Annotated in this window: 20 protein-coding genes; 15 read left to right on the plus strand and 5 right to left on the minus strand. The window is 28.2% G+C overall.

Annotated elements, in window-relative coordinates:
* Positions 1-131: 131 nt before the first annotated feature.
* The 12 genes from rpsF (at position 132) to BTO04_RS01580 (ending at position 11,343) form a co-directional block, all read left to right on the plus strand.
* The gene (gene rpsF / locus BTO04_RS01525) at positions 132-473 is read left to right on the plus strand and encodes a 30S ribosomal protein S6 (RefSeq protein ID WP_087562811.1); all 342 of its coding nucleotides are present in this window, start codon (positions 132-134) and stop codon (positions 471-473) included.
* A gap of 3 nt (positions 474-476) precedes the next feature.
* Positions 477-779, plus strand: coding sequence for a 30S ribosomal protein S18 (gene rpsR, locus BTO04_RS01530; protein WP_087562812.1), 303 nt, complete (start codon positions 477-479; stop codon positions 777-779).
* Positions 780-794: 15 nt separating this feature from the next.
* On the plus strand, positions 795-1,241 hold the full coding sequence (gene rplI, locus BTO04_RS01535) for a 50S ribosomal protein L9 (RefSeq protein WP_087562813.1): 447 nt from the start codon (positions 795-797) through the stop codon (positions 1,239-1,241).
* A 72-nt stretch (positions 1,242-1,313) separates the two neighbouring features.
* Positions 1,314-1,781 (plus strand): DUF6495 family protein, encoded by a 468-nt coding sequence (locus BTO04_RS01540; RefSeq protein WP_087562814.1) that lies wholly within the window; start codon positions 1,314-1,316, stop codon positions 1,779-1,781.
* Positions 1,782-1,927: 146 nt separating this feature from the next.
* On the plus strand, positions 1,928-2,341 hold the full coding sequence (locus tag BTO04_RS01545) for a response regulator (RefSeq protein ID WP_087562815.1): 414 nt from the start codon (positions 1,928-1,930) through the stop codon (positions 2,339-2,341).
* A 1-nt stretch (position 2,342) separates the two neighbouring features.
* Positions 2,343-2,882 carry a heme NO-binding domain-containing protein gene (locus BTO04_RS01550; protein ID WP_087562816.1) on the plus strand — a complete coding sequence of 180 codons (540 nt, stop codon included), beginning with the start codon at positions 2,343-2,345 and terminating at the stop codon, positions 2,880-2,882.
* Positions 2,883-2,895: 13 nt separating this feature from the next.
* Complete coding sequence (locus BTO04_RS01555) at positions 2,896-4,881, plus strand: PAS domain S-box protein (RefSeq protein WP_087562817.1); 1,986 nt, start codon at positions 2,896-2,898, stop codon at positions 4,879-4,881.
* Positions 4,878-6,023 (plus strand): FIST signal transduction protein, encoded by a 1,146-nt coding sequence (locus tag BTO04_RS01560; protein WP_087562818.1) that lies wholly within the window; start codon positions 4,878-4,880, stop codon positions 6,021-6,023. Before BTO04_RS01555 ends, BTO04_RS01560 begins: the two co-directional genes overlap by 4 nt.
* A complete protein-coding gene (locus tag BTO04_RS01565) occupies positions 6,023-7,066 on the plus strand; it encodes an ATP-binding protein (RefSeq protein WP_087562819.1) in 1,044 nt (347 codons plus the stop codon). Before BTO04_RS01560 ends, BTO04_RS01565 begins: the two co-directional genes overlap by 1 nt.
* 2 nt (positions 7,067-7,068) lie before the next feature.
* On the plus strand, positions 7,069-7,386 hold the full coding sequence (locus BTO04_RS01570) for a histidine kinase (RefSeq protein ID WP_087562820.1): 318 nt from the start codon (positions 7,069-7,071) through the stop codon (positions 7,384-7,386).
* A gap of 5 nt (positions 7,387-7,391) precedes the next feature.
* The gene (locus tag BTO04_RS01575) at positions 7,392-8,099 is read left to right on the plus strand and encodes a LytTR family DNA-binding domain-containing protein (protein WP_087562821.1); all 708 of its coding nucleotides are present in this window, start codon (positions 7,392-7,394) and stop codon (positions 8,097-8,099) included.
* Positions 8,100-8,220: 121 nt separating this feature from the next.
* On the plus strand, positions 8,221-11,343 hold the full coding sequence (locus tag BTO04_RS01580; RefSeq protein ID WP_087562822.1) for an ice-binding family protein: 3,123 nt from the start codon (positions 8,221-8,223) through the stop codon (positions 11,341-11,343).
* 85 nt (positions 11,344-11,428) lie between these two features.
* On the opposite strand, the gene BTO04_RS01585 is transcribed toward BTO04_RS01580, so the two are convergent.
* Positions 11,429-11,611 carry a hypothetical protein gene (locus tag BTO04_RS01585; protein ID WP_087562823.1) on the minus strand — a complete coding sequence of 61 codons (183 nt, stop codon included), beginning with the start codon at positions 11,609-11,611 and terminating at the stop codon, positions 11,429-11,431.
* 386 nt (positions 11,612-11,997) lie between these two features.
* The gene (locus BTO04_RS01590; RefSeq protein WP_087562824.1) at positions 11,998-14,073 is read right to left on the minus strand and encodes a lipopolysaccharide assembly protein LapB; all 2,076 of its coding nucleotides are present in this window, start codon (positions 14,071-14,073) and stop codon (positions 11,998-12,000) included.
* 142 nt (positions 14,074-14,215) lie between these two features.
* On the opposite strand from BTO04_RS01590, the gene BTO04_RS01595 reads away from it, so the two are divergent.
* The 3 genes from BTO04_RS01595 (at position 14,216) to BTO04_RS01605 (ending at position 16,990) form a co-directional block, all read left to right on the plus strand.
* Positions 14,216-14,416 carry a hypothetical protein gene (locus BTO04_RS01595; RefSeq protein WP_087562825.1) on the plus strand — a complete coding sequence of 67 codons (201 nt, stop codon included), beginning with the start codon at positions 14,216-14,218 and terminating at the stop codon, positions 14,414-14,416.
* A gap of 103 nt (positions 14,417-14,519) precedes the next feature.
* Positions 14,520-15,764, plus strand: a complete 1,245-nt coding sequence (locus BTO04_RS01600) for an oligosaccharide flippase family protein (RefSeq protein ID WP_087562826.1) — start codon at positions 14,520-14,522, stop codon at positions 15,762-15,764.
* Positions 15,765-15,808: 44 nt separating this feature from the next.
* Entirely contained in the window at positions 15,809-16,990 is a 1,182-nt protein-coding gene (locus BTO04_RS01605) for a glycosyltransferase (RefSeq protein WP_087562827.1), read from the plus strand.
* Positions 16,991-17,006: 16 nt separating this feature from the next.
* Here BTO04_RS01605 and BTO04_RS01610 read toward each other — a convergent pair whose 3' ends face one another.
* The 3 genes from BTO04_RS01610 to BTO04_RS01620 are packed head-to-tail and all read right to left on the minus strand — an operon-like array spanning position 17,007 to position 22,821.
* Complete coding sequence (locus BTO04_RS01610; RefSeq protein WP_087562828.1) at positions 17,007-18,524, minus strand: glycoside hydrolase family 2 TIM barrel-domain containing protein; 1,518 nt, start codon at positions 18,522-18,524, stop codon at positions 17,007-17,009.
* Entirely contained in the window at positions 18,518-19,732 is a 1,215-nt protein-coding gene (locus BTO04_RS01615; protein ID WP_087562829.1) for a hypothetical protein, read from the minus strand. Before BTO04_RS01615 ends, BTO04_RS01610 begins: the two co-directional genes overlap by 7 nt.
* Positions 19,732-22,821: a hypothetical protein gene (locus BTO04_RS01620; protein ID WP_087562830.1), complete on the minus strand. Its 3,090-nt coding sequence runs from the start codon at positions 22,819-22,821 to the stop codon at positions 19,732-19,734. The genes BTO04_RS01615 and BTO04_RS01620 overlap by 1 nt, the downstream gene beginning before the upstream one ends.
* Between the last annotated feature and the right edge of the window lie 127 nt (positions 22,822-22,948).

Here is a 22,948-nt window from a genome sequence, read left to right on the forward strand (position 1 = left end):
GCTATGTTCTTTATTTTAGAGTTTCAAACTTAAATAAATTTATCTATACTTATTAGTCGTTATAATATAGTAATTTTATATAAAAACATTGTATATTTGCAGCCTTAAAAATAAACAATAAATATTTAATTATGAATCATTACGAAACTGTTTTCATTTTGAATCCCGTTTTATCTGATACTCAGGTAAAGGAAACAGTACAAAAGTTTGAGGACTATTTGGTTTCTAGAGGTGCCGAAATGATTTCTAAAGAAGATTGGGGCTTAAAAAAATTAGCTTATCCAATACAAAAAAAGAAAAGTGGTTTTTATCACTTATTAGAGTACAAAGTTTCTGGACAAGAAATTACAGCATTTGAATTAGAATTTAGAAGAGATGATAGCGTTATGCGTTATCTTTCTGTAAGACTAGATAAACATGCTGCAGCTTGGGCAGAAAAAAGAAGTGAACGTGTTAAATCTACTAAAAAATAAGGTATGGCATCAACAACAATAGAGCAACAATCTAAAGGTAGCAAGACCGGTGAAGTAAGATACTTAACTCCTCTTGATATAGACACAAAGAAAGAAGCAAAATACTGTAGATTTAAAAAGAAAGGTTTTAAATACATCGATTATAAAGATGCAGACTTCTTAATGTATTTAGTAAACGAACAAGGTAAAATTTTACCAAGACGTTTAACAGGAACTTCATTAAAATATCAACGTAAAGTTGCGCAAGCAATTAAAAGAGCGCGTCATTTAGCGTTAATGCCTTACGTTGGAGATATGTTAAAATAATTTAGAGGTAGAGATATGGAATTGATATTAAAACAAGACGTAGATAATTTAGGATTTAAAGATGATGTTGTAGCTGTGAAAAACGGTTATGGTAGAAACTTTTTAATCCCTACAGGACAAGCAGTTTTAGCTACTTCATCTGCAAAGAAAGTTTTAGCAGAGAATTTAAAACAAAGAGCTTATAAAGAAGCTAAATTAATTGAAGATGCAAATGTGTTAGCAGAAGCAATTAAAGGATATGAAATTAAGATTACATCTAAAGTTGGTTCAGGAGACAAATTATTTGGTTCTGTAAACAACATAGATTTAGCTGTAGCTTTAGCAAAAGCAGGAACAGATTTAGATAAGAAATTTATCAAAGTTGTTGGTGGTTCTGTAAAAAGATTAGGTAAATATGAAGCAGCTGTTCGTTTACACAGAGCAGTAGTTGCAGATATTACTTTTGAAGTTGTTGCTGAATAAATAGTAAATAACTTTAATAATTTTATAAAAAGCTCGTTAGAAATAACGAGCTTTTTTTAGTTTTACACAATTATGAAATATAGACAACTTACTAAAGAACAATTTGAAAATTTACACGAAGAATTTGCCCGCTTTTTAGCATCGCAAAGTATAGATGTAATAGAGTGGAAGCAGATTAAGGAAGAAAAACCTCAAGTAGCGGAAGAAGAAATGAATGTTTTTTCTGATGTTGTTTGGGATGATGTTATTACAAAAACACAATATATAGAACACTTTTCTGAAACTTCTGTAAACCTTTTTAAATGTAACGATGAAGAAATTCATAGAATAGCAATTAAAATAAATTGGGATATTAATCTTTTAAAACAAGAAGGTTTTGAGTGGTTAATGAAAAACCCAATGGACAATTCTGTAGATGTTTTTAAAGGTACTAAACCTTATCGTTCAGAAAGAAATACAGAGGTTTTTGATTTAATTGAAAAAGGAAGCGCTATCTCTAAAGGAGAAATTTTCGAGTATTTTAACCAGCTAATTTCTTAATATATTTAAGTTTTTGTCAAAACGCTTTGTCGACACTTTTGTGTATTTCGTCTTTATTTTACGTTTTTTTGTCATTTATAGCAATTAATAGATTGTTTTTATTTTGTACTTTGCATACTAAATTTAATTTATAATACCCACATATAATGCCTAAAAAACTTCGTATATTACTTATTGAGGATAACTTAATAGAGATTATGAAAATGAAAAGAACTATTTCATTTTTAGAATTAGACCATTCAATACAAGAAGCAAAAAATGGAGTAGAAGCGTTAAAAATTTTAGAAGATAAAAGTAACTTACCTGATATTATTTTATTAGACTTAAACATGCCAAAGATTAGCGGCATAGAATTTTTAACTTTATTGAGAAATGATGAATACTTAAAACATATACCTACAATAATATTAACTACTTCTGATAATCAAAAAGATTTGTTTGAGTGTTATCGATTAGGTGCTTCAGGTTATATTTTAAAACCTTTAAAATATGAAGATTATGTTAATAAGATTAAAATTGTATTGGCCTATTGGAGCGTTAATGAATTAAAAGTACTATAAAATGAAAGGTATAATTTTTACGGAATTTTTAGATTTAGTTGAAGAAAAATTTGGGTTAGAAATGGTAGATAAAATTATTACTCAATCTAAATTAAAGTCAGAAGGAGTATATACAGCTGTAGGTACATATAGCTTTTCTGAAATGTTACAATTACTAGAAAACTTAAGTAATAATACAGGTGTCTCTATAGATCAATTACTATTAGTATATGCAGAACATTTCTTTTCTGTAATAGAAACAAACTACCCTGGTCTTTTGAATACCTATAATGACCCAATAGAGATGTTAGCATCTATTGAAGATCATATACATGTAGAAGTTCAGAAAATATATCCAGATGCAGAACTACCAACTTTTATTGTAGAAGAAAAAACTAAAAACTCTATCGTAATGATATACAAATCTAGTAGAGCAATGCATCATTTTGGATTAGGATTAATGAATAAAACCTTCGAACATTTTAATAGCACTGCCTCTATAGTTCTTGAAAAAATTAAAGAAGATGGTACAGAAGTGAGGTTTATTGTAAATAAAAATTAATTACCCAAAATTAATGAGCCAAAATAAAGTAGACATATTAGAACGTGCTCTAAAACGTGAAAAAGCTGCTAGAAAATCTGCGGAAAAAATTCTTGAAGATAAATCTAGAAAATTATATCTTCTTTCTGAAGAATTAAAGGATACCAATAGTAAGTTAGAAGACTTACTAGATGAAAAATCTTCTACTCTAAAAGGGATATTTGAAAACATTAATGATGCCTATTTAGTGATGGATTTGCATGGTAATGTTTTAAAAATGAATGAAGTTGCCATCAATCTTTTTGGATATAATATAGAAAATGAAAAATTTAATGTTACAGATATTATCTATAAAGATGATTTAGAATATGCTTATAATTCTTTTTCTCAATTAAATGAGCAAGGATTTTTTAATGGGTATACAGCTAGAATTATTACTAAAAATAAACAGGTTAAATGGTTGCAAATAAATGGTACACTTATTTATGATAAAAATAAGAAGCCAATAGCAGCTCAAGGTATTGTTAGAGATATCACCAAAGACAAAGAAGCTGGAGATTTACTTATGGAATCTAAAAACAGACTCTCTGCTCTTGTTTTAAATCTAAATAGTGGTGTTATTTTAGAAGACGAAAACAGAAAAATAGTTTTATCTAATACAAAATTTTGTGAATTATTAAATATTGATGCTCAACCTAATGATTTAATTGGGATGGATTGCAAACTTGCCTCAGAACAAAACAAAGTGCAATTTAAAGAGCCATTGTCTTTTGTAAAGAGAATAAATGAAATAGATGCGGCTAAAGTAGCCGTGTTTGGAGACCAGTTGGAGATGCTAGATGGTAAGGTGCTAGAAAGAAATTATATGCCAATAATAGTTGGAGGAAAATTAAATGGCTATTTATGGACTTTTAGGGATATTTCTCTTGAAAAAAAATATAATTTAAGTCTAGAAGCACAAAAAGAAAAGTATAGTAGCATTATTGCTAATATGAATTTAGGATTGGTAGAAGTAAACAAAGAAAAAGAAATTTTGATGGTAAATCAAAGTTTTATAGAAATGTCTGGTTATAGTGAAAAAGAATTATTAGGTAAAATTGAAGGAGATTTTTTTTCATTAGAAAATGCTGTTAAAGTTAGTGAAAACGAACACTTTAGACGCCTTAAAGATGTATCTAGTTCATATGAATTAAAAATAAAAAACAAAAAAGGAAAAATTAGACATTGGCTTGTAAGTGGTGCTCCAAACTATGATTTATTTGGTAAAGTAATAGGTTCTATAGGAATACATTTAGACATTACTGAACTTAAAAAGCTTCAACTACAGAAAGAAAATATTTTAAAAGAATTAGAAAATAGAAACAATGAATTGTCTGAATATGCACATATTGTTTCACATGACTTAAAATCACCTTTAAGAAGTATAGACGCATTAGTTTCATGGGTAAAAGCAGACAATGAGGGTAAAATTGATGAAGCAACACTTCAAAACTTAGGTCTAATAGAAACTACACTAGAAACAATGGAAAAGTTGATTTCTAACGTTTTAGAATATTCTAGTGCGGGTACAAATAAACATGAGGCTATAGATGTAGATTTAAATGACACTTTAAGTAATTTAAAAAAGGTTTTATTTATTCCTAAGAATATATCTGTTAATGTATTAAAAAGTTTACCTATTATAAAAGGAGACCAAACTAAGTTTCAACAGTTGTTTCAAAACTTTATTAGTAATGCCATTAAGTTTTGTGATAAAGAAGTAGGGGTTGTAGATATAGATTATATAGATAATAAAACTTTTTATCAATTTTCTATAAAGGATAATGGTATTGGGATTGAAAAAAAATATCATGATAAAATTTTTAAAATATTTCATGCATTAGATAAAAGAGATGATTCTACGGGAATTGGCTTAGCCATTGTTAAGAAAATAATTACTTTATATGGAGGAGATATTTGGTTAGAAAGTGAGCCAAATAAAGGAACTACTTTCTATTTTACAATAAAAAAAATAAAATGAAAACGGTACAACTTAAAAGAAGTAAAAACTCAGGTTGGAAATATTTATCTAAAAAACTTAACTTAAAAAAACCTTTAGTTTTAGTTTTCGGAAATAGATTTTTATTGGAAGATGAAGCTATTTTTGAAGAAGTAAGAACACTTTTTAAAGAGGGGCATATTGTATTTGGCTCTTCTTCTGGAGATATTTCTTCAGAATCTGTTAATGATGATAGTATAACGATTACTGCAGTAGAATTTGAAAAAAGTAATTTTATAATCAAGACAGCTAATGTTTTAAAAGGAGCTTTAGAAGCTAAAATAGATAGTTTCTCTATTGGTAAAGAATTAATTAGTCAATTACCACAAGAAGGCTTAAAATATGTTTTTGTGCTTTCTGAAGGAAGTTTTGTAAACGGAAGTCAATTAACAAAAGGGATGAATGCTACAACTGATGATAATTTATTAATAACAGGTGCATTATGTGGGGATGCAGCAAGGTTTGAAAAAACCATTGCTTCTTATAATGAAAACCCAAAACCAGGAGAAATAGTTGCCATTGGTTTATATGGAGCATCTTTAGAAGTAACTTTTTCTATTAATGGAGGTTGGACACCTTTTGGGCCAGAAAGAATGGTTACAAAGTCTAAAGGAAATGTATTGTATGAATTAGATAATTTACCTGCTTTAGATTTATATAAGCAATATTTAGGAGATAAAGCAAAAGAATTACCTAGTGCAGCATTATTGTATCCTTTAAAAGTGAAGTCTTCAAATGAAAAACAATCAATAGTTAGAACTATTTTAAACATAAATGAAGAAGATAATTCTATGATTTTGGCTGGAGATATTTTTGAAAACTCTGTAGTTCAATTAATGATGACGAATGTAGATAGTATTGTTAATGCAGCTGAAATTGCAGCACAAAATGCAGCAGAATCTAGAGTTGCTAAAGCAGAACTTGCCATTTTAGTAAGTTGTATTGGAAGAAAACTTGTGCTAGATCAAAGAGTAGAAGAAGAAGTAGAAGAAGTAATAGCGATTGTTGGAAATACAACAACAATAACGGGGTTATATTCTTATGGTGAAATTGCTCCTTTTATAGGAGAAAAAAGTTGTCAACTTCACAATCAAACAATGACCGTTACATTAATTAGCGAATAATGAATTCTCTGTTAAAAAGACAAATAAGAAAGTTGCTACCTCAAGAGCTTCACTCTAATAAAGATTTAGAGAAGTTTTTAGATGCTATAGATAGATCTTATACTACTTCAGGAGAACAGTTTTTAATGCTACAAAGAGCAACAACTATTAGCTCTGAAGAACTTTTTAACGCCAATAGAAAATTAAAGGAAGAATCAAATTCACAGAAAATAATAATTGACAAGCTTAGAGATTTAGTAGATACTTTAAAGTTTTATGATTTAGAAGAGGACAATACAATTGAAAATTTTGATACTTTAAAATTGGTTGATTTTATTGATAATCAAACCAAAGAAATTATTAAAATAAATAAGCAAAAAGATACCCTTTTAAGAAATTTAAAACTTCAAAATCAAGAACTAAATGATTATACCCATATGGTTTCTCATGATTTAAAGTCGCCTATACAAAGTATAGATTTTTTAACTACTTTGATTGAAGAAGATTATAAAGGTGTTTTAGACAGTACTTGTAAAGAACATTTACTACTTATTAGAGAAAATGTAGAAAAAATGGATACTTTAGTAAAAGGTATTTTAGAATATTCTACAATTGGTAAAGTTGAGAGAGAAAAGTATGATCTAAATTTAGAAGCTATTGTAAATGAAATCTTGATTAATAGTAAGAAAACAAAAGATATAAAATATATTATTCCAAATAAGTTACCAATAATTAAAGGAAACCGTTCTAGAATAGAACAATTATTTTCACAATTAATAGAGAATGCCATTAAATTTAATGATAAAGAAAAAGGTATTATAGAAATTGGTTTTACTGAAGAAACTAATTTCTGGAAATTTTATATTAAAGATAACGGTAAAGGAATTGAGGAACAGTATTTTGATAAAATTTTTATTGCATTTCAAAAATTAGAAAATGATTATAAATCAACAGGAATAGGGTTAGCTATTGTTAAAAAAATAGTTGAATCATTTAAAGGGAAAATTTGGTTAGAATCTAAGTTAAATGTGGGGTCAACTTTTTACTTTAGCATAAAAAAATAAATATGGAACAACCTAATTTAGAGTATGTAGATCAATTAGCTAGAGGAGATGAATCTATAAGAAAAACACTAATAGATGTTATAAAAACAGAGTTTCCAGAAGAGAGAAGTGATTATAACAAAAGTGTAAAAAACAAAGAATTTAAAAAAATAGAAGGAAATGTTCATCGACTTAAACATAAAATTAGTATTTTAGGACTTCAAAAGAGTTACAAAAGGGCTAATGAATTTGAACATAATCTTAGAAAGCATAGTTTAGAAGGAATTCAAGATTTTGAAAAAATTTTATTAGTTATCTCAGCATTCCTGAAAACTATATAAATTTTATGAATTGTATTATAATTGATGATGAAAAAATGGCAAGAGTTATTGTCAAAACTCTTTGCGATGAAATAGAAACATTAGCCATTTTAGAACAGTTTAGTAGTGCAATTCATGCTATAAAATATTTAAATGAACATGAAGTTGATCTAATTTTTTTAGACATACATATGCCAGACTTTACGGGCTTAGACTTTATTAAAACTTTAAAAAACCCACCAAAAATAATTTTTACTACCTCAGACCCTAAGTTTGCAATTGAAGCTTTTGAGTATGATTTTATTGTTGATTATTTATTAAAACCAATACAGCTTCCTCGTTTTAAAAAAGCAATACAAAAGGCAGAAAAAGCAGCAATAAATACTTCAGCTAAAAATACCAGTTTTAATAAAATAGAAAAAGAGAATGATTTTTATGTAAATATAGATCGTCGTTTAATTAAAATAGATCTACCTAGTGTTTATTTAATTGAAGCTAAAGGAGATTATATTAAAATAAAGACAGAGAATAAAGATTACATAGTACATTCTACACTTAAAAAAATTGAAGAAAAACTACCAGATTCTTTGTTCTTAAAAGTACATCGTTCATTTATCATAAATATTAAGAAAATTATAGATATTGAAGATAACAGTGTCTTAATAATGAAAGATGTTGTACCTGTTAGTAGGTCTAAAAGACCAGAGTTAATGAAAAGATTAGACTTACTTTAATATTTGGTTTCCATTTAAACTACATGTAAACTACAATTCGTCTATAGTTAAAATGTAAATAACGAATAGTCAATATTTCATATAGACGTTGTATTTACTTTTGAGGTATAAACCTCATATCATGAAAAAATTATTACTTATTTTTCTCTCAACAGTATTTACAACAATAAATGCTCAAAAGAACCAATCATTTGAAAACACCAATCATCGAAGTACTTTAGAAGCAGTTGAAATTGATTTTGGTTCAGCGGCTAATTTTATACTCTTTACAGGAGCTGGAGCAGTAGCCAATACTGGTATTTCTACATTTACAGGCGATGTTGGATCTCATGTGGGAGCGATTGCTGGTTTTGGAGCCCCTTCAATTTTAAACGGAACTGTAGAAAGCGCCAACGCAATTACTTTACAAGCTCAAACAGATTTAGCTGCAGCGTGCGTTCAACTTCAAAATATACCAGCAACAATAACAGATCACAGTGCAATTTTTGGCAGCATAATTGGGGAAACCATTTTCCCAGGGGTTTATGCTGTTGCAGCAGCTGTAGCTCTTACAGGAACTTTAACATTAGACGCTCAAGGAGATCCTGATGCGATGTTTATTTTTAAAATTACTGGGGCGCTTACCTCAGTAGCTGGTACTGAAGTTATATTGGCTAATGGAGCTTCCTCTGATAATGTTTATTGGATCGCTGTTGGTGCTGTTGCTTTGGGGGCTAATACAACAATGATTGGCACTGCAATAGGATATCCAGGGGCAGTTTCATTAGGAGCTGGAGGTTCTTTAGATGGTAGATTGTATTCTACGGTTGGTGCTATAGCAATTGATAGTACATTAGGTGCAATACCAATAGCCATTCCTTCTTATAACTATCTTGGAGAATATACTTCAAATGGTACTCCTCTTTATTTAGAAGCACAAAGTGATGTGGTTTCTATAGAAACTCAAGAAATGATTAGCAATTCTTTGCCAGAAAGCTACCCGGTACCAGAATATAATCCTCAATATATTACCTCTGGATATGATACAGATTTAAAATTGAATGAAGATGGTGATGTTTGGGTAACTTTTGTAAGTGAAAGTTCTGATTACAGCAATGTTTTAGGTTTTTATACATATGATTTAAGTAACCCTATTGTATCAGTGCCGTCAAAAGATGATGTTACTATTATTTTTCCAAATGTCTCTGCTTTAAATAGTGGAGGGGGGTTACAAATAGGAGATAAAGTAAAAATAGGATCTTTTAAAGCAGGAACTGGAATTGGATGGGTGCTGCTTAATGATGCTTGGAGTTCAAATGAAGGAAGTGTTGGAGATACTGTATTAGATTTATATTCTGATATTAATTTTAATCCAGAAACCGATGAAACTTTAAGAACCCACAACGTTTTATTAAACGATTTAACTGACGAAAGAATTATTCTTGGGTTTGAAGATTCAAGAAGAGATGATGTTGATAATAGCCAAGATTTTAATGATGCCGTTTTTTATATAACTGCAAGTCCTTATGAAGCAATTAATACAAATAACTTTGCCGATATGACACAGACTTCGGAAGTTACTTCAGGGAATGATGGTGGTTTAGAAAGTAATGGTGATTTAGCTAATTTAATTGCAAAGAGAAATTTTACAAGAAAAAAGGAAGGTAATAATATAAATAAAAAAGAGCAGCAATCTAATTTTAACAAGACGCAATTAAAAAGGAATACAAACACAAACTCATTAATAGGATATTTACCTGAAACAGGTATGTATAAAACAGAAACTTCTACAGTTTCTAGTCCAAGTGATTTATTAGCAATAACGAATGCTAAAGAAATATTTTCAATAGATTATTACCAAGGAGATGATAGAATTTCTGCTGTATTAGCGACTTCTACAGAAGGTTCTATATATGATCATTCAAAAGTTATTTGTGATAGATTAAATAATTCTAGTTTAGAAGATGTAAGAACTGTAAGTACTAGAGGTCATCAAATAATAAGTTCTAAAATTAAAAGAGCAACAGGAGAAATAGAATATACTTTAAGTTTTTCTATTAAAATGGATGGAATAGAAAATGAACTGTTTAGTTTTTGGAATATAGACCAATATCCAACAGGAGATTACCAAAACTATCAAATTTGGGGAAGTTCTTTTTCTCAAGTATTTTCAATTGCTAATTTTATTTTAGATAAGCATACAATTTTAAATGGATTAAACAGTACAATAATAGAAGGTGTTTTACCAAATGTATTTGTGAAATCTGGTAGTTATTCTAACGGAGTTATTAATTTAAATTTGGTAAATAAAACGCAAGAAAAATCAGTTGATTTTGTAGGGAATATTGCAGAAACAGAAGTTTCTGATCATAACCAAGTATCAAATACTTTTACATTGTCTGGTGCTTACAATGAAGTTTTATCAATACAAACAGGCGTTTTATTTGATATAGGTTTCTCTCTACAAACAGCTTCTTCACCTCAAAAAGATGCATTATATCTAGCAGATGGACCTTGGGGATTAGATTACTTAAAAGAATTTGCTTCTGTAAGTGAGTTTAGTGTAGATATTTCTGAAAGACAATATGATGAAAATATTTATGAAGTAGATAGAAATGCAAGTGTATCTGGAGAGGTAAAAGGAAACATCAACTTATTTAGACATCTTTTACCAGGAGATCAAACTTTAGATGTATTAGATTATAGCTTTTTAAATTTCTTAATCACAAATAATGAAGCTGTAGAAATTGTTATAATGCAAGAAGGAGAAAGAGAATGGGAAAACAGAATACGTTACACAGTGCCAGCTAATACAGAAGAAAAAGAATACACGATCTCTTTTAATGATTTTTTAGATGGAGAAGGAAATACTATAGAAATTACAAATATTAAGACAATTGTTTTTTCAGTAATTGGAGATTACACAAACTATATACCTTATAGTGTTCAAATAAAAGACATGGCTTTTAAAGCTAGTAATGCTTTAGATGTTGAGGATTTTGAAACAGAGGAGAACTTAAAGTTATCTAATTATCCAAATCCATTTTCAAATTCTACAACAATAAGATTACCAATGAACTCTGAATTTGCTCAAATCAAAGTATTTGATTTATTAGGAAGAACGGTAGATTTTAAAAAGATATCTACAGAAAACACAAAAAGAAAAATACAATACAATGCGCCACAATTAAAAAGTGGTATTTATAAATACATTTTAAAAGACGATACTAACAAATCGTATTCTGGAACTTTTATTATTAATTAGCCCCTAATCCCTTAAAAGGAAAGTAGAAGGCAAAAGTTAATTCTTTTGTCTTTTATTTTTTATATAAAGTTTTACTTACTATTACTCATTTAAATTGGAAGCCTAACGCTGTATATGTAAAACTTGTATCTACTGCAGTTGCAACAGCAGAAGCTATAATCCTTTTTAAGTCGTAAATATTTATCAGTGCACGTTCAGAGAGTTTGTATCCTAATTTTGTATGAACGCTATAGGTACTTTGTCCGTCTTGATCTTCTATATATTGCAAACCTATAGCAGCTGTTAATCCATAGAACCCTTCTTTATTTTTAGCAGCAGATTCATTTTTATTAGAGTAACAAATACTTTTACAGCATTAAATTGACTAGGACTAAAATAAGTACTTGTTACTAGTAGTTTAAAAGAAAGGTTTTGATAATTAATAGTACCTTTTATAGAGGGATTTGCTAAGATGTTATAGTAGAGAGAAGTAAATAATATAGAAATTACAAAAATTCAATACAATGCTCCGTAATTAAAAAGTGGTATTTATAAATACATTTTAAAAGACGATAAAAACAAATTGTATTCTGGAACCTTTATCATTAATTAGTCCCCCTAATCCCTAAGTCCCTTAAAAAGAAAGTAGAAGGCAAAAGTTAATTCTTTTGCCTTTTATTTTTTATATAAAGGTTTACTTAAAAAATACCATTTAAATCGGAAGCCAAATTCTGTATATGTAAAACCATTTGAACCTGCATTGGCAACTGCAGAAGCAATGTTACTTTGAAGTCCGTATAAATTTATGAGCGCTCTTTCAGAAAACTTATATCCTAAATTAGCTTGAACTCTATAAGTACTTAAACCATCATCATCTTCTATATATTGCAAACCTGTAGCAGCTGTTAATCCATAAAACCATTCTTTATTTTTAGCAGCAGCTACAGGTTTTATAAGATTAATAAATATTTCTACAGCGTTAAATTTACTAGGACTAAAATAAGTATTTGGTACCTGTAGTTTAAAAGATAAATTTTGATAATTAATACCACCTTTTATTGACGGTTTTGCTAAGATGTTATAATACAAAGAAGTAAACAACAAATTCCTTGCATTTTCATCACTTTGCCATGTATAATAATACTGCGTAAACCAACCTAAATTAAAGTTAGTATTTAGGCTGTAATTTAGAATAAGGTTGTTTTGTACAATTTGTTCATCTAATAATGCAGCGTTAAAATTTTGAATATCTCTTTTATAACCTAACTCTAAATTCTGAAGTTTAAATGGTTTTATGTTAAGAGAAATGTCTGTTAAGAGTTGACTGTATTTACTTTCATCAGAATCAGAAGACGTAACTCCAAAACTTCCTTTTAGGGTTAAATTATTTTTTAATTGATAAGAAGCACCTAGTAATAAGTTATTTGTTGTAGCCTTTAAACCAGTAGTACTATTAGATGTTGTTCTATAATTATAAGTAGCTAAAAGTTTAAATTTAGTTGAAAAAGGAATTTCTGTTTTTACATCGTATGCATCTGCTTCATTGTTTCCGTTATCAAAAGAGTGAGAAAATTTTGTTTCTACAAAAGGAGTAAAACTTAAATCTAATTGTTTTATAAAGTTCGTTGCATCTTTTTGTTTCTTATAAAAAACTAAAGTGTTTTCAGCACTTTTATAAGCTTCATTAATATAACCAGAAGCTTTTAAAACATTTGCTTTTCCAAGATTACCATCAAAAGAAGCACTGTCTTTTTCTAAGATTAAGTTGTAATCCTTCAAACTTTTTTTAAAGTCGCTTTTATAAACATTCAGCGTTGCTCTTAAAGAAAGCATCCAATTTTCAAGTTCTTTACGAGTATCAAATAATTTATTAATTTCTGCATCTGCTAAAGAATACTTTTTATTCCAAATTAAAGCTTGAACATATCTTTCTATAGCTTGATCATTTATAGCTTTAGGAGTCTCTTTATGAACACTTTCTAAGGCTTTTTTACTGTACTCTAAAGCCGTTTTATCATCAGCATTTAAATGATGCACTAAAGAGATTCCTATTAATGAACTTATTTTATTTCCAGGTATTTTTCCTATTACATCATATGTTTTTAATGCTTTATCTATCTGTTTAGAAATTAAATACAAATTTGCAAGGTTTAATAATGTTTCTTTATCCTCTTTAAAAGAGGTGAAATTTTCTTTTAAAATTGTTTCAGCTTCATCATATTTTTGATCGGTTACTTTTGTACTCGCCAAACCTAATCTCATATATTTTTTAGAAACCAATGCATTTGGATTCCCTGGTAAAACAACCAACGCCTTATCTACAGTAATTAAAGCATCTTCAAACTCTTTTAAATTAGACAACGTATTTGCATACCCTAATAGTGCAGCAAAACTTTTATCGTTCTCTTTTAGTAGTGTTTGATAATAGACTTTTGCATCAGGATAATTTTTATCCCAAAGCATGGACTCTGCGTAATTTAATTTAACTTCAAAATCGGACGGAAAATCTTTTAGAAGATTTGTAAAAAGAGTTACCGCTTTTTTTGCCTTACCATTTAAACCAATAGCTCTTCCGTAACAAAGTCTTGCTGTTTTATTTGTTGGGTATGTTTTTAAAATTTCTTTAAAAAAGGTTTCTGCTTGTTTGTATTTACCAGTTTCTAAATACGTAAAGCCTTCTTTCATATCTTGTGAAAGCACACAAAATGTAGAAAAAAGGAATGATATATATACAAGATACTTCAATTTCATAATATTTTTTTTTATTAATTGCTACTTAAGCAATAGCGTTTGATCATTTATCTAATGTAAATTGTTTTTCATCGAAAAATTAAAAGAGTTATCTTTTGTGATTGGATATTTGTAATGATATTAACCATAAATATATAACAAAATGTCTTTAAAAATCTTAGAAAGTAACGGAACATTTTATTTAAATGGAAAATTAAATACTTCAACGTTAAAATCGCTTAGTTCTTATTTTAAATGTAATTTAATAAAGAAAAAAAATAGAATTGTAAATATTGTTAATGTGATTGAGATTGATAGAGAAAGTTTGGCAGCAATGAAAATTTTATACAAATTGCAATTTTAAAAGAAAAAATATTTTCTATATTTGGCTAAGAATGTAAAGAAATTTAGGATTATTTTAATAAAACCAAAGTAGCTTAATTAACGACCAAACAGAATAGATTATAATGGCAATTTCTTTACCTTTTAAAAATAAAATTTCTCCAGAACAAATATTCATGTTAAGTGTTTTAATTGTTAATGGAGGAAATTATTTATACAATTTAATTTTAGGTAGATTTTTAGGGCCAGAAAAATTTGCAGACGCTGCTATTATGGTTACTTTTTTATTAGTACTCTCTTTTGTAGCAATGACTTTTCAATTAGTAACAGCAAAGTTTTCAGTAATTTTTGAAGACACTATTTTTAAAACCTTTATTTCTAGAGTTTATAAAAATGCTTCTATTGTTGGAGTGATTTTAGGAATAGTAGTTGTTTTATTTTCTTCACAATTACAAGTTTTCTTTAAAACAACAACTTCTAATATGTTTGTTATTTTTGGGGTTGGTATTCCTTTTTACTTTTTAATGAGTGTAAATAGAGGTGTTTTTCAAGGTAATAAACAGTTAACATCTTTGTCTATTACGTATCAATTAGAAATGATTAGTCGTTTACTAATCACCTTTGGTTTATTATATTTTCTAGATGTAGAATCCTCATTATTAATTGCAATAGGAATTTTATGCTCATTTATAATTGGTCTATTCCCTTTTAAATTTCATAAGTTCTCTCTTTTAAAGAATATTAAATTAGATGTTTCTGAGTCTAAACTCGTTCGTAATTTTTTCATTATTACTGCATTTTATGAGTTCACTCAGATTATTATTAATAATAGTGATATCCTTTTGGTAAAACATTATTTTGAATCTTACGAAGCGGGTTTATATGCATCTTTAGCATTAATTGGTAGAGTTGTTTATTTTATAGCTTGGATGTTTGTAATGCTTTTATTACCAACAGTTGTTCAACTAAAAAAAGATGGAAAACCTACATTACCAATTTTATTAAAATATGTAAGTTATATTGCCATAATAGCTACCACAATCATTTTGGGCTGTTATTTTTTTCCAATTCAAATTATTAAAGTTTTATTTGGTGACAGCTATTTAGCGATTACTCCATTATTATGGAAATATGCCTTAGCTACAGGAATATTTGCCATCTCAAACATATTTGCATATTATTATTTGTCTTTAGATAAATATATTCCAGTTGTATTATCTGGTATTTTTGGAATGCTACAAATAGGACTAATTATTCTATTTCATGACTCTTTAGAACAAGTTGTTCATGTTCAAATTATAGCAATGTTTTTATTGTTATTTGTGCAATTAAGTTTCTTCTTTTTTAAGAATTTAAAAGAAGTAAACTAAAATTAAAAAAAATAACACCAAATTTATATTATAAATAAAACAGTATGAAATTAGCAATTGTAACAGCATATCCACCAAGTAAAGTTACTTTAAATGAGTATGCATATCATTTAGTAAAAAGCTTTAGACAAAGTAAAAAAGTAACAGAATTAATTTTGTTAACGGATGAAACTCCAGAAGGAAAAGATATTAATTTCACTGAAAATGGATGTAAAATTACGGTAAAAGAATGTTGGAAGTTTAATAGCTACTCAAATACTAGAGGCGTTATAAAAGCCGTTAATCAAACAAAACCAGATGCCATTCTGTTTAACTTACAGTTTATGAAGTTTGGAGATAAAAAAGTGGTTGCTGCACTAGGTTTAACCTTGCCTTTAATTTGTAAAATGAAAGGGATTCCAACAATTGTTTTATTACATAATATTTTAGAACAAGTAGACTTAGATAGTGCTGGTTTTACATCTAATAAATTGGCCCAAAAAGTGTACAATTTGATAGGAACATCATTAACAAAGCTAATTTTAAAGGCAGATTTAGTTGCTGTAACTATGGATAAATATGTTACAACTTTAGAGAATAAATATAAAGTTGATAATGTTAAAATGATTCCTCATGGAACTTTTGAAATACCAGAAAATCCATCACAAAAATTACCAGAAGGACCTTTAAAAGTGATGACTTTTGGGAAATTTGGAACTTACAAAAAAGTGGAGTCTATGATTGAAGCTGTAGAAATTGTAAGAAAAGAAACGGGTTTAGATTTAGAAATTGTAATTGCAGGAACAGACAACCCAAATGTACCAGGTTATTTAGCAAATGCTAAAGAAACCTATAAAAATGTACCACAACTTACTTTTACAGGTTATGTAGAAGAAGTAGAAGTAGCGCCATTGTTTACTGAAAGTGCTGTGGTTGTTTTTCCTTATACTTCTACAACAGGAAGTTCTGGAGTTTTACACCAAGCAGGAAGTTATGGTAGAGCAGTAGTAATGCCAAATTTAGGTGATTTAGCAACTTTAATTGAAGATGAAGGTTATAGAGGTGAGTTTTTTGAGCCAGAAAGTGTAACTAGTTTAGCAAATGCAATTAAAGCAATTGTTACTAATGACACGTATAGAATTCAATTAGGTGAAGCCAATTATAAAGCTGCAACTGCTTTTCCTATGGAAAGAATTACCGGTATTTATTTAGACGAATTTGATAAGATTATAGCTAAAAATAAATAATTAATTAAAGAATGTATTACTTAGAAATATATTTATAAGATAATTTTTTCTTACCCGTATTAGAAATAAATCCGAATTTTTTTTGAGGATTTGTTCGCCAAGGAAGTCTTCCTAAGACTTCTTTTGGCACTTTATCAAAATCATACAAAGTCCATGAAATAAAGGGGATAGCATCTTTTGTCAGGATTTTTTGTATTTCTTTATAATAGTTGGCTTGTTTTTCTTCAGAGCCAACAAAAGGTCTCCATAAACCACCATAAGAAGACAATCCAAATTCTTGTAAAATGATAGGTTTGTTATTTTTAATTTTATTTTTTAATTTGTGATATTCTACATCAAAATCAGCAAGTTTATCATAATAATGAAAAGAAACTACATCTACCTTATCTTGTAAAATAGTAGCACTTCTTGTGTTAGACCAACCAATAGTTACAGGGTGTTTTTTATCTATAGATTTTATTAAAATAATCATAAAATCTAACCAAGCAGTTACATTTTCTTTTCCTCTAGAATCAAAATCTAAGTTAGGTTCATTTTTAACATCCCAAGCTAAAATAGCTTCATGATCTTTAAATTTTTCAACAATTATTTCTGCATGTCTATGGTTTAATGTCCAATCTAAAACATCATAATTACCGTAAAAATCGAATAAAGTGATAACAACTTTTAACTCCTCTTCTTTTGCTGCATCTAAAACTTTCTGTAGTTTTTCTATCTTATCAAATTTTACATTAGCTTTTCCAAAATCTTCATAAGGCACAAAGATTCTAATTGAATTTAAATTAGCTTCTTTAATAATTTTAAAATCGGTTTCAATAATATGAATATCAAATTCATCACCATACATATTCCAAGGTGTTGCCTGTGGATAATAGTTTATACCTTTTATATCAGTAGTAGCAATTGTTGTTTTTTGAGGTGTTTCTTTATATTTTTCTGAAGCCTCTTTTACCATATGTCTAATTCGCCAAAAACCATCTTCTAGCAATAAAACAAATCTATAGGTTGAAACTTCTGTAGCTTCTAAAATTAATTTAGTGTCTTTAAATACTTTTTTATACTCTAAAACATTTGTGTCTTTTAAGATTATTAATTGTCCGTCTTCACTAAAAAACTCAATATCTAAGTTATGCTGTAGGGTAGTAGATTCTACCGAAATCTTATTAGATTTGTTAAAATCTAATATATTGTAAATATTTTTTCTTGCATTTTTAGTAAAATAATCTTTTATACCAGCTCTTGTATTTGTTTTGTAGGCAACTTGTTTTACGTACCAAGCATCTAAATAATCGTTTTCAACAGCATTTATTTTTTGCTGACTTATATTTCTCCCTTCATTTCCATCATTCTTCCAAGAAATTTTCGGTAAATATTGCTCTACTTTTTTAACTTCTGTGTGCAACATTTTACTTCTATCTGCACCTGTATTTAAAAAACCGTACAAAGAACTTACTAAGAATAAAAGAATACCAATTATAAAAAGGTAAGTACCCATTAAAATACCTCTAAGAATTTTTCTATTCGTTTTTACCATAGTTTTAAACTTTTAAATTCTTTCTTAATTCCTGCTGTTTCAATAATAATTTTGTACAAATTATTTTCAAAAATATTTGGGTCTAAATAAAAGGTTGAAAAACCATTTTCAGATTCTTTATAAAGCTCTTTAATTAGTACATCGTTTTGGTAAATAGATAGTTTTATAGATAATCCATCAGGAATAATTTGTTCCATAAAACTTTTTAAAGGTCCAATTTTTATGCTGCGATTTTGCTCACTAAAAGAAACACGATACTCTTCAATTACTTTTTTGTAGTTAACTGTTATTGTATTACTTTCTGAAATACCAATAAAGTAAGCTTTTACTTTCCATGTTTCTTCAAAATCTGGATGCACAATTTTTGAATGTGCAACACCATTTAAAGTAATTCCAGCAGTTTTTAAAATTCCTCCTTTTTTATTGGTAATGTAAAATTCAATATAACTACCATCGCTAACAATATTTTTATTTCTGTCTGTTATGGTTGATGTAAAAAAGGTTGTAATTTGATTTCCATCTGCATATTCATGATTTCTATGTATAAAAATTTCAAAATTTGTACCAATTGCTGGCATAATATTTACATCAAATTCTTTAGAATTTAAACCAAATGATTCTGATGATATAATCATTCTGCCACTTTTTTTAGGCGAAAAAATTTTTTTGTATCCAATTAATTTATCTGTTAAAATAGTTGCTGATTTCTCTGATTTTAAAAACTGATGTTTCACTGCAACTTTACTATTATCTCTAATAGGATTGTCTAAACTATCTGTTGGTATTACCACTAGCATTGTGTAATCTAACCCACCAGCATCCATACTTGGTGGCCCTAAATAAGTTTCTATTGTTTTTGGTTGTTGTTGAGAAAGAATGAAAATATTCCCAGAAATTTCATCAGGAGCATTTATAATTTTCCAAGATAATGTTCCTCTTTTTTTTGATAAAAAACTAGGAATTTCAAAGCGCATTTTTTTATCTATAACTTTAGGGTTTACAACAGTAGAACCATAACTATTAGAACAATATAATTGAAAATAAGTTTCTTTTTTCACTTTAAATTCGAGTGTAATTTTATCACCTACAACAAATTCGTTTTGTGCAGAAAGTAAAGAAATAGAAGAACTGGTAGAAGTTTCTTGAGCGAGAAAAGAAACAATTACTAGTTGAAAAAAAAGCAGAAAAAAGTATTGTTTTAACTTCATTATTTTGGATTACCGATATAACTATTTAATTCTATTCTAATATAACTAAATAGTGGATGATTCACTTTTTGTAACTTATTATTTGTATGGTTTTTTATTCTATCTGGTATTATTTTAAATGCAATATCTTTATTTGGTAAACCATTTACAAAACAGAAGGCCATATCATCATTAACAATTTTTATTGATGGATTTAAAGGTATTGCATACTTAAAACGTAATTTTCGTTCTTGTCTAATTCCTTCTTTTAAAAATAACTTGTCTACCCAAATCATATCTTTGTCTTCGTTGTAAAAAGTAATAATCAATTGTGGTACAGTTATTTCATGAATTCCACTATTAAATAGGGTTCCACTTACATTATTAGGTGCTATATTAATTTCACTTAAAACAATGTCTTTAAATAAATCTGAATTAGTGGTGTTTCCTGCTGCCTGTAAATTAAACTTTGTGGGTTGCTCACTCAATTCTACAGGAGTAAATTCATCTGGATTAAATGTTTTAGGAATAGAATCTTTTGTTTTAGACCATGCAATGCCTTCAAAATTAATTCTAAAAGCACTAATTTCTTTAGGCATTAACTTATGTTTTAAAATGTGTTTTGCATTATAAGTTGCTAACTCTTTATTATCATCATTGTAAAGTGTTCCTTTTAAAACGACGTCTGCAGGCACATTATCTATATTTTGTACTTCTCCAATAATAGAATATCGTTTATTAAATTTTATTAATTTAGCAGAAACAATTTCTAAAACAGGTTGCTTTAAAACATCTTCATGATGTGTTTGTTCTGTTGTAATTCTTCTTCTACCTTGGTTAAAATAACCTATAGAGTTCTTAGAGTATAATTGATCTGGTGGTAAATCTATCGATTTTCTTGTAGGCTTTAAATACCATTTTCCATTTCTTTGAACAGTAGTTTTAAATTCTGTTTTTGATAACTTTTCAAGTGGAGTAATCCATTTAGTTTCTACTTTTAAAGTAGCTAAACTGTCGGTTTTTTTTAGTATTTCTGTAGTAATAGCATCTAACTTTGCATACGAACTCAATAAACCATCTGTAACCGATATTTCTAATAAATATTGAGCACGAGAAACATCACTTTTAGGATCTATATAACTGTAACTCTTATTTAATTCTTTAAAATCGACGGCATCATAATATGCTTTCACTACGTTTTCTGGTGATCTTTGTGTTTCATTCTTAATATAAAATAGATAACAAGCATACCCAATAGTTATAATTAATAGCACTGCCCATATATGAAATGCCCTTAAAACAGGTCTAGGAAATTTACTGTAATCATTTTGAAATTTAAAATAGGCAGGTTTTACTTTTACTTTTGTTTTTAAACTATGAACAAATAAGGATTGTATATTTAAAATAAAAGCAATTAGTACGGTTAAAAACGGAATTGTTCCCCATATAATTTTTACCCAAAGAGGTACATCTTCTTTAGGTAAAATAGAAGAAAGAGGAGGGACGTTTAATTTTTCCCAAACCATAATACCATTTTCTAATTGAGATAAACGTTGCCATCCACAGAAAAATAAAACGGGATCATAAAATTTATCATTAGAAAAAATATACTTTAAATTATACTTTTCTGGTGTTGTTAGAAATTGCTGTAAAGAACCAATACCTGCAACTCCTTTAAATTTTGAGTTCTCTAAACGCTCTATAGGTCTTGTAGTTAATTCTGGTAAACGTCTTGCAGAGTGGTAATTACCATCTACACTCATTGCATTAGTTTGTGCTGCTAACCAAGCCATTTGATCACCAAAACCTAATGTTAAATATCTCCATTGGTCATGAGAATCTTGACTCAAAAAATTAACAATAGGAAGCATTTTTATTTTTTGAGGTTGAGAGGGTCTAAAATGCCCTAAACTCATTGTAAATATTACCATAGAAATATATAATGTGGCCAAAAGGCCACCTAATAAACGATGGTAAACTGCACCAAATTTTTCTTGAATTAAAGTCTTTAAATCTCCCTCTACAAATCGGTACATAAATTCACCAAATATAGGAATCGACATGATAGAACCCCAAAGCGTAAATCTATCTAAGGTTAATATATTAAAGGCAGTTTCACCTAAAATCATTCTAGGTATCGGTGTTGTGCCACCAGTTCCTAAAATAACTAACATTGTAAAAGAGAGACCAAAAAATAAATATCTTTTACTAAAATATCTATAAAAAATATAGGGTAGAATAAACAAAAGAAGTCCCCAAGGAATTGTAAAAAAAACTAAGCCTGAAGAAGTTACATCTAAAAAATCATCTCTAGATCCATGAGGAATTGGAACTTGTGTAATTGGATTTAATTTCGAATTCATCCAATAAGGAAAAATGCAAAATATGATAAGGAATAATGAAGAAAAACCAAAAGCTAAGTTTCGTTTTAACTGTTTAACAAATGTTTTTATAAATAATGAAAAGGTGACTTCTTTGTAGGAGTCTACTTTTTCTCTAGCAACATCCATAATTACAGTACCAATTAATGGGAAAATAAAAAATAACATTCCAAAAATAGGAGTAACATGATGAGACGTAACTGTAACAGCTATTAAAGAAAGAGATGTAAAAAAGAATTTAAACTTACCTGTTTTAAGCCATAAATAAATTTCAGGCAAAGAATGCATTAAGATAGAAACACCAATAATACTAGGTAACTGACCAAAAATATGAAGTGTTTCTACAAAAGAAGAAGAAAAAACAGCTAAAATTGCAGCATAACCAGCAACAGTTCTGTTAGATGTTATTAATAATGAATACCGATAAGCACCTGTAATAAACAGTATAATTGCAATTAAGGCAACTGTAAACATTCCAAATTTTAAACCACCAATCAAAGACAGTGCTGCAATAGATTGATGTACTAAAGGAGGATAACTTTGTACGGTAAAACCTGTGTACCACTTATAATTCCAAGGTTCAAACCAACTATTCGCATAATGATCTGCAAAAAATAAATGTATTAATGCATCATAAGTTGTTTCTAAAGTAAAAAAAATAGTAGTTCCATGAAATATAACCCCTAAAAGTAATGCGGTAATTAGATATTTATTGGAGGTTTCTTTCATTTTAATAATTAGGTCTTTTTCAATAGGGTAAATATAAATCTTTTAAATGATGGTTAAAACTTTATTTGACTTTGGAAAATTACCGTTCATCTATATAAAAATGTATTTAATGAAATAATGTTATTTT

This window comes from Polaribacter sp. SA4-10 (genome assembly GCF_002163835.1).
Classification (GTDB): Bacteria; Bacteroidota; Bacteroidia; order Flavobacteriales; family Flavobacteriaceae; genus Polaribacter.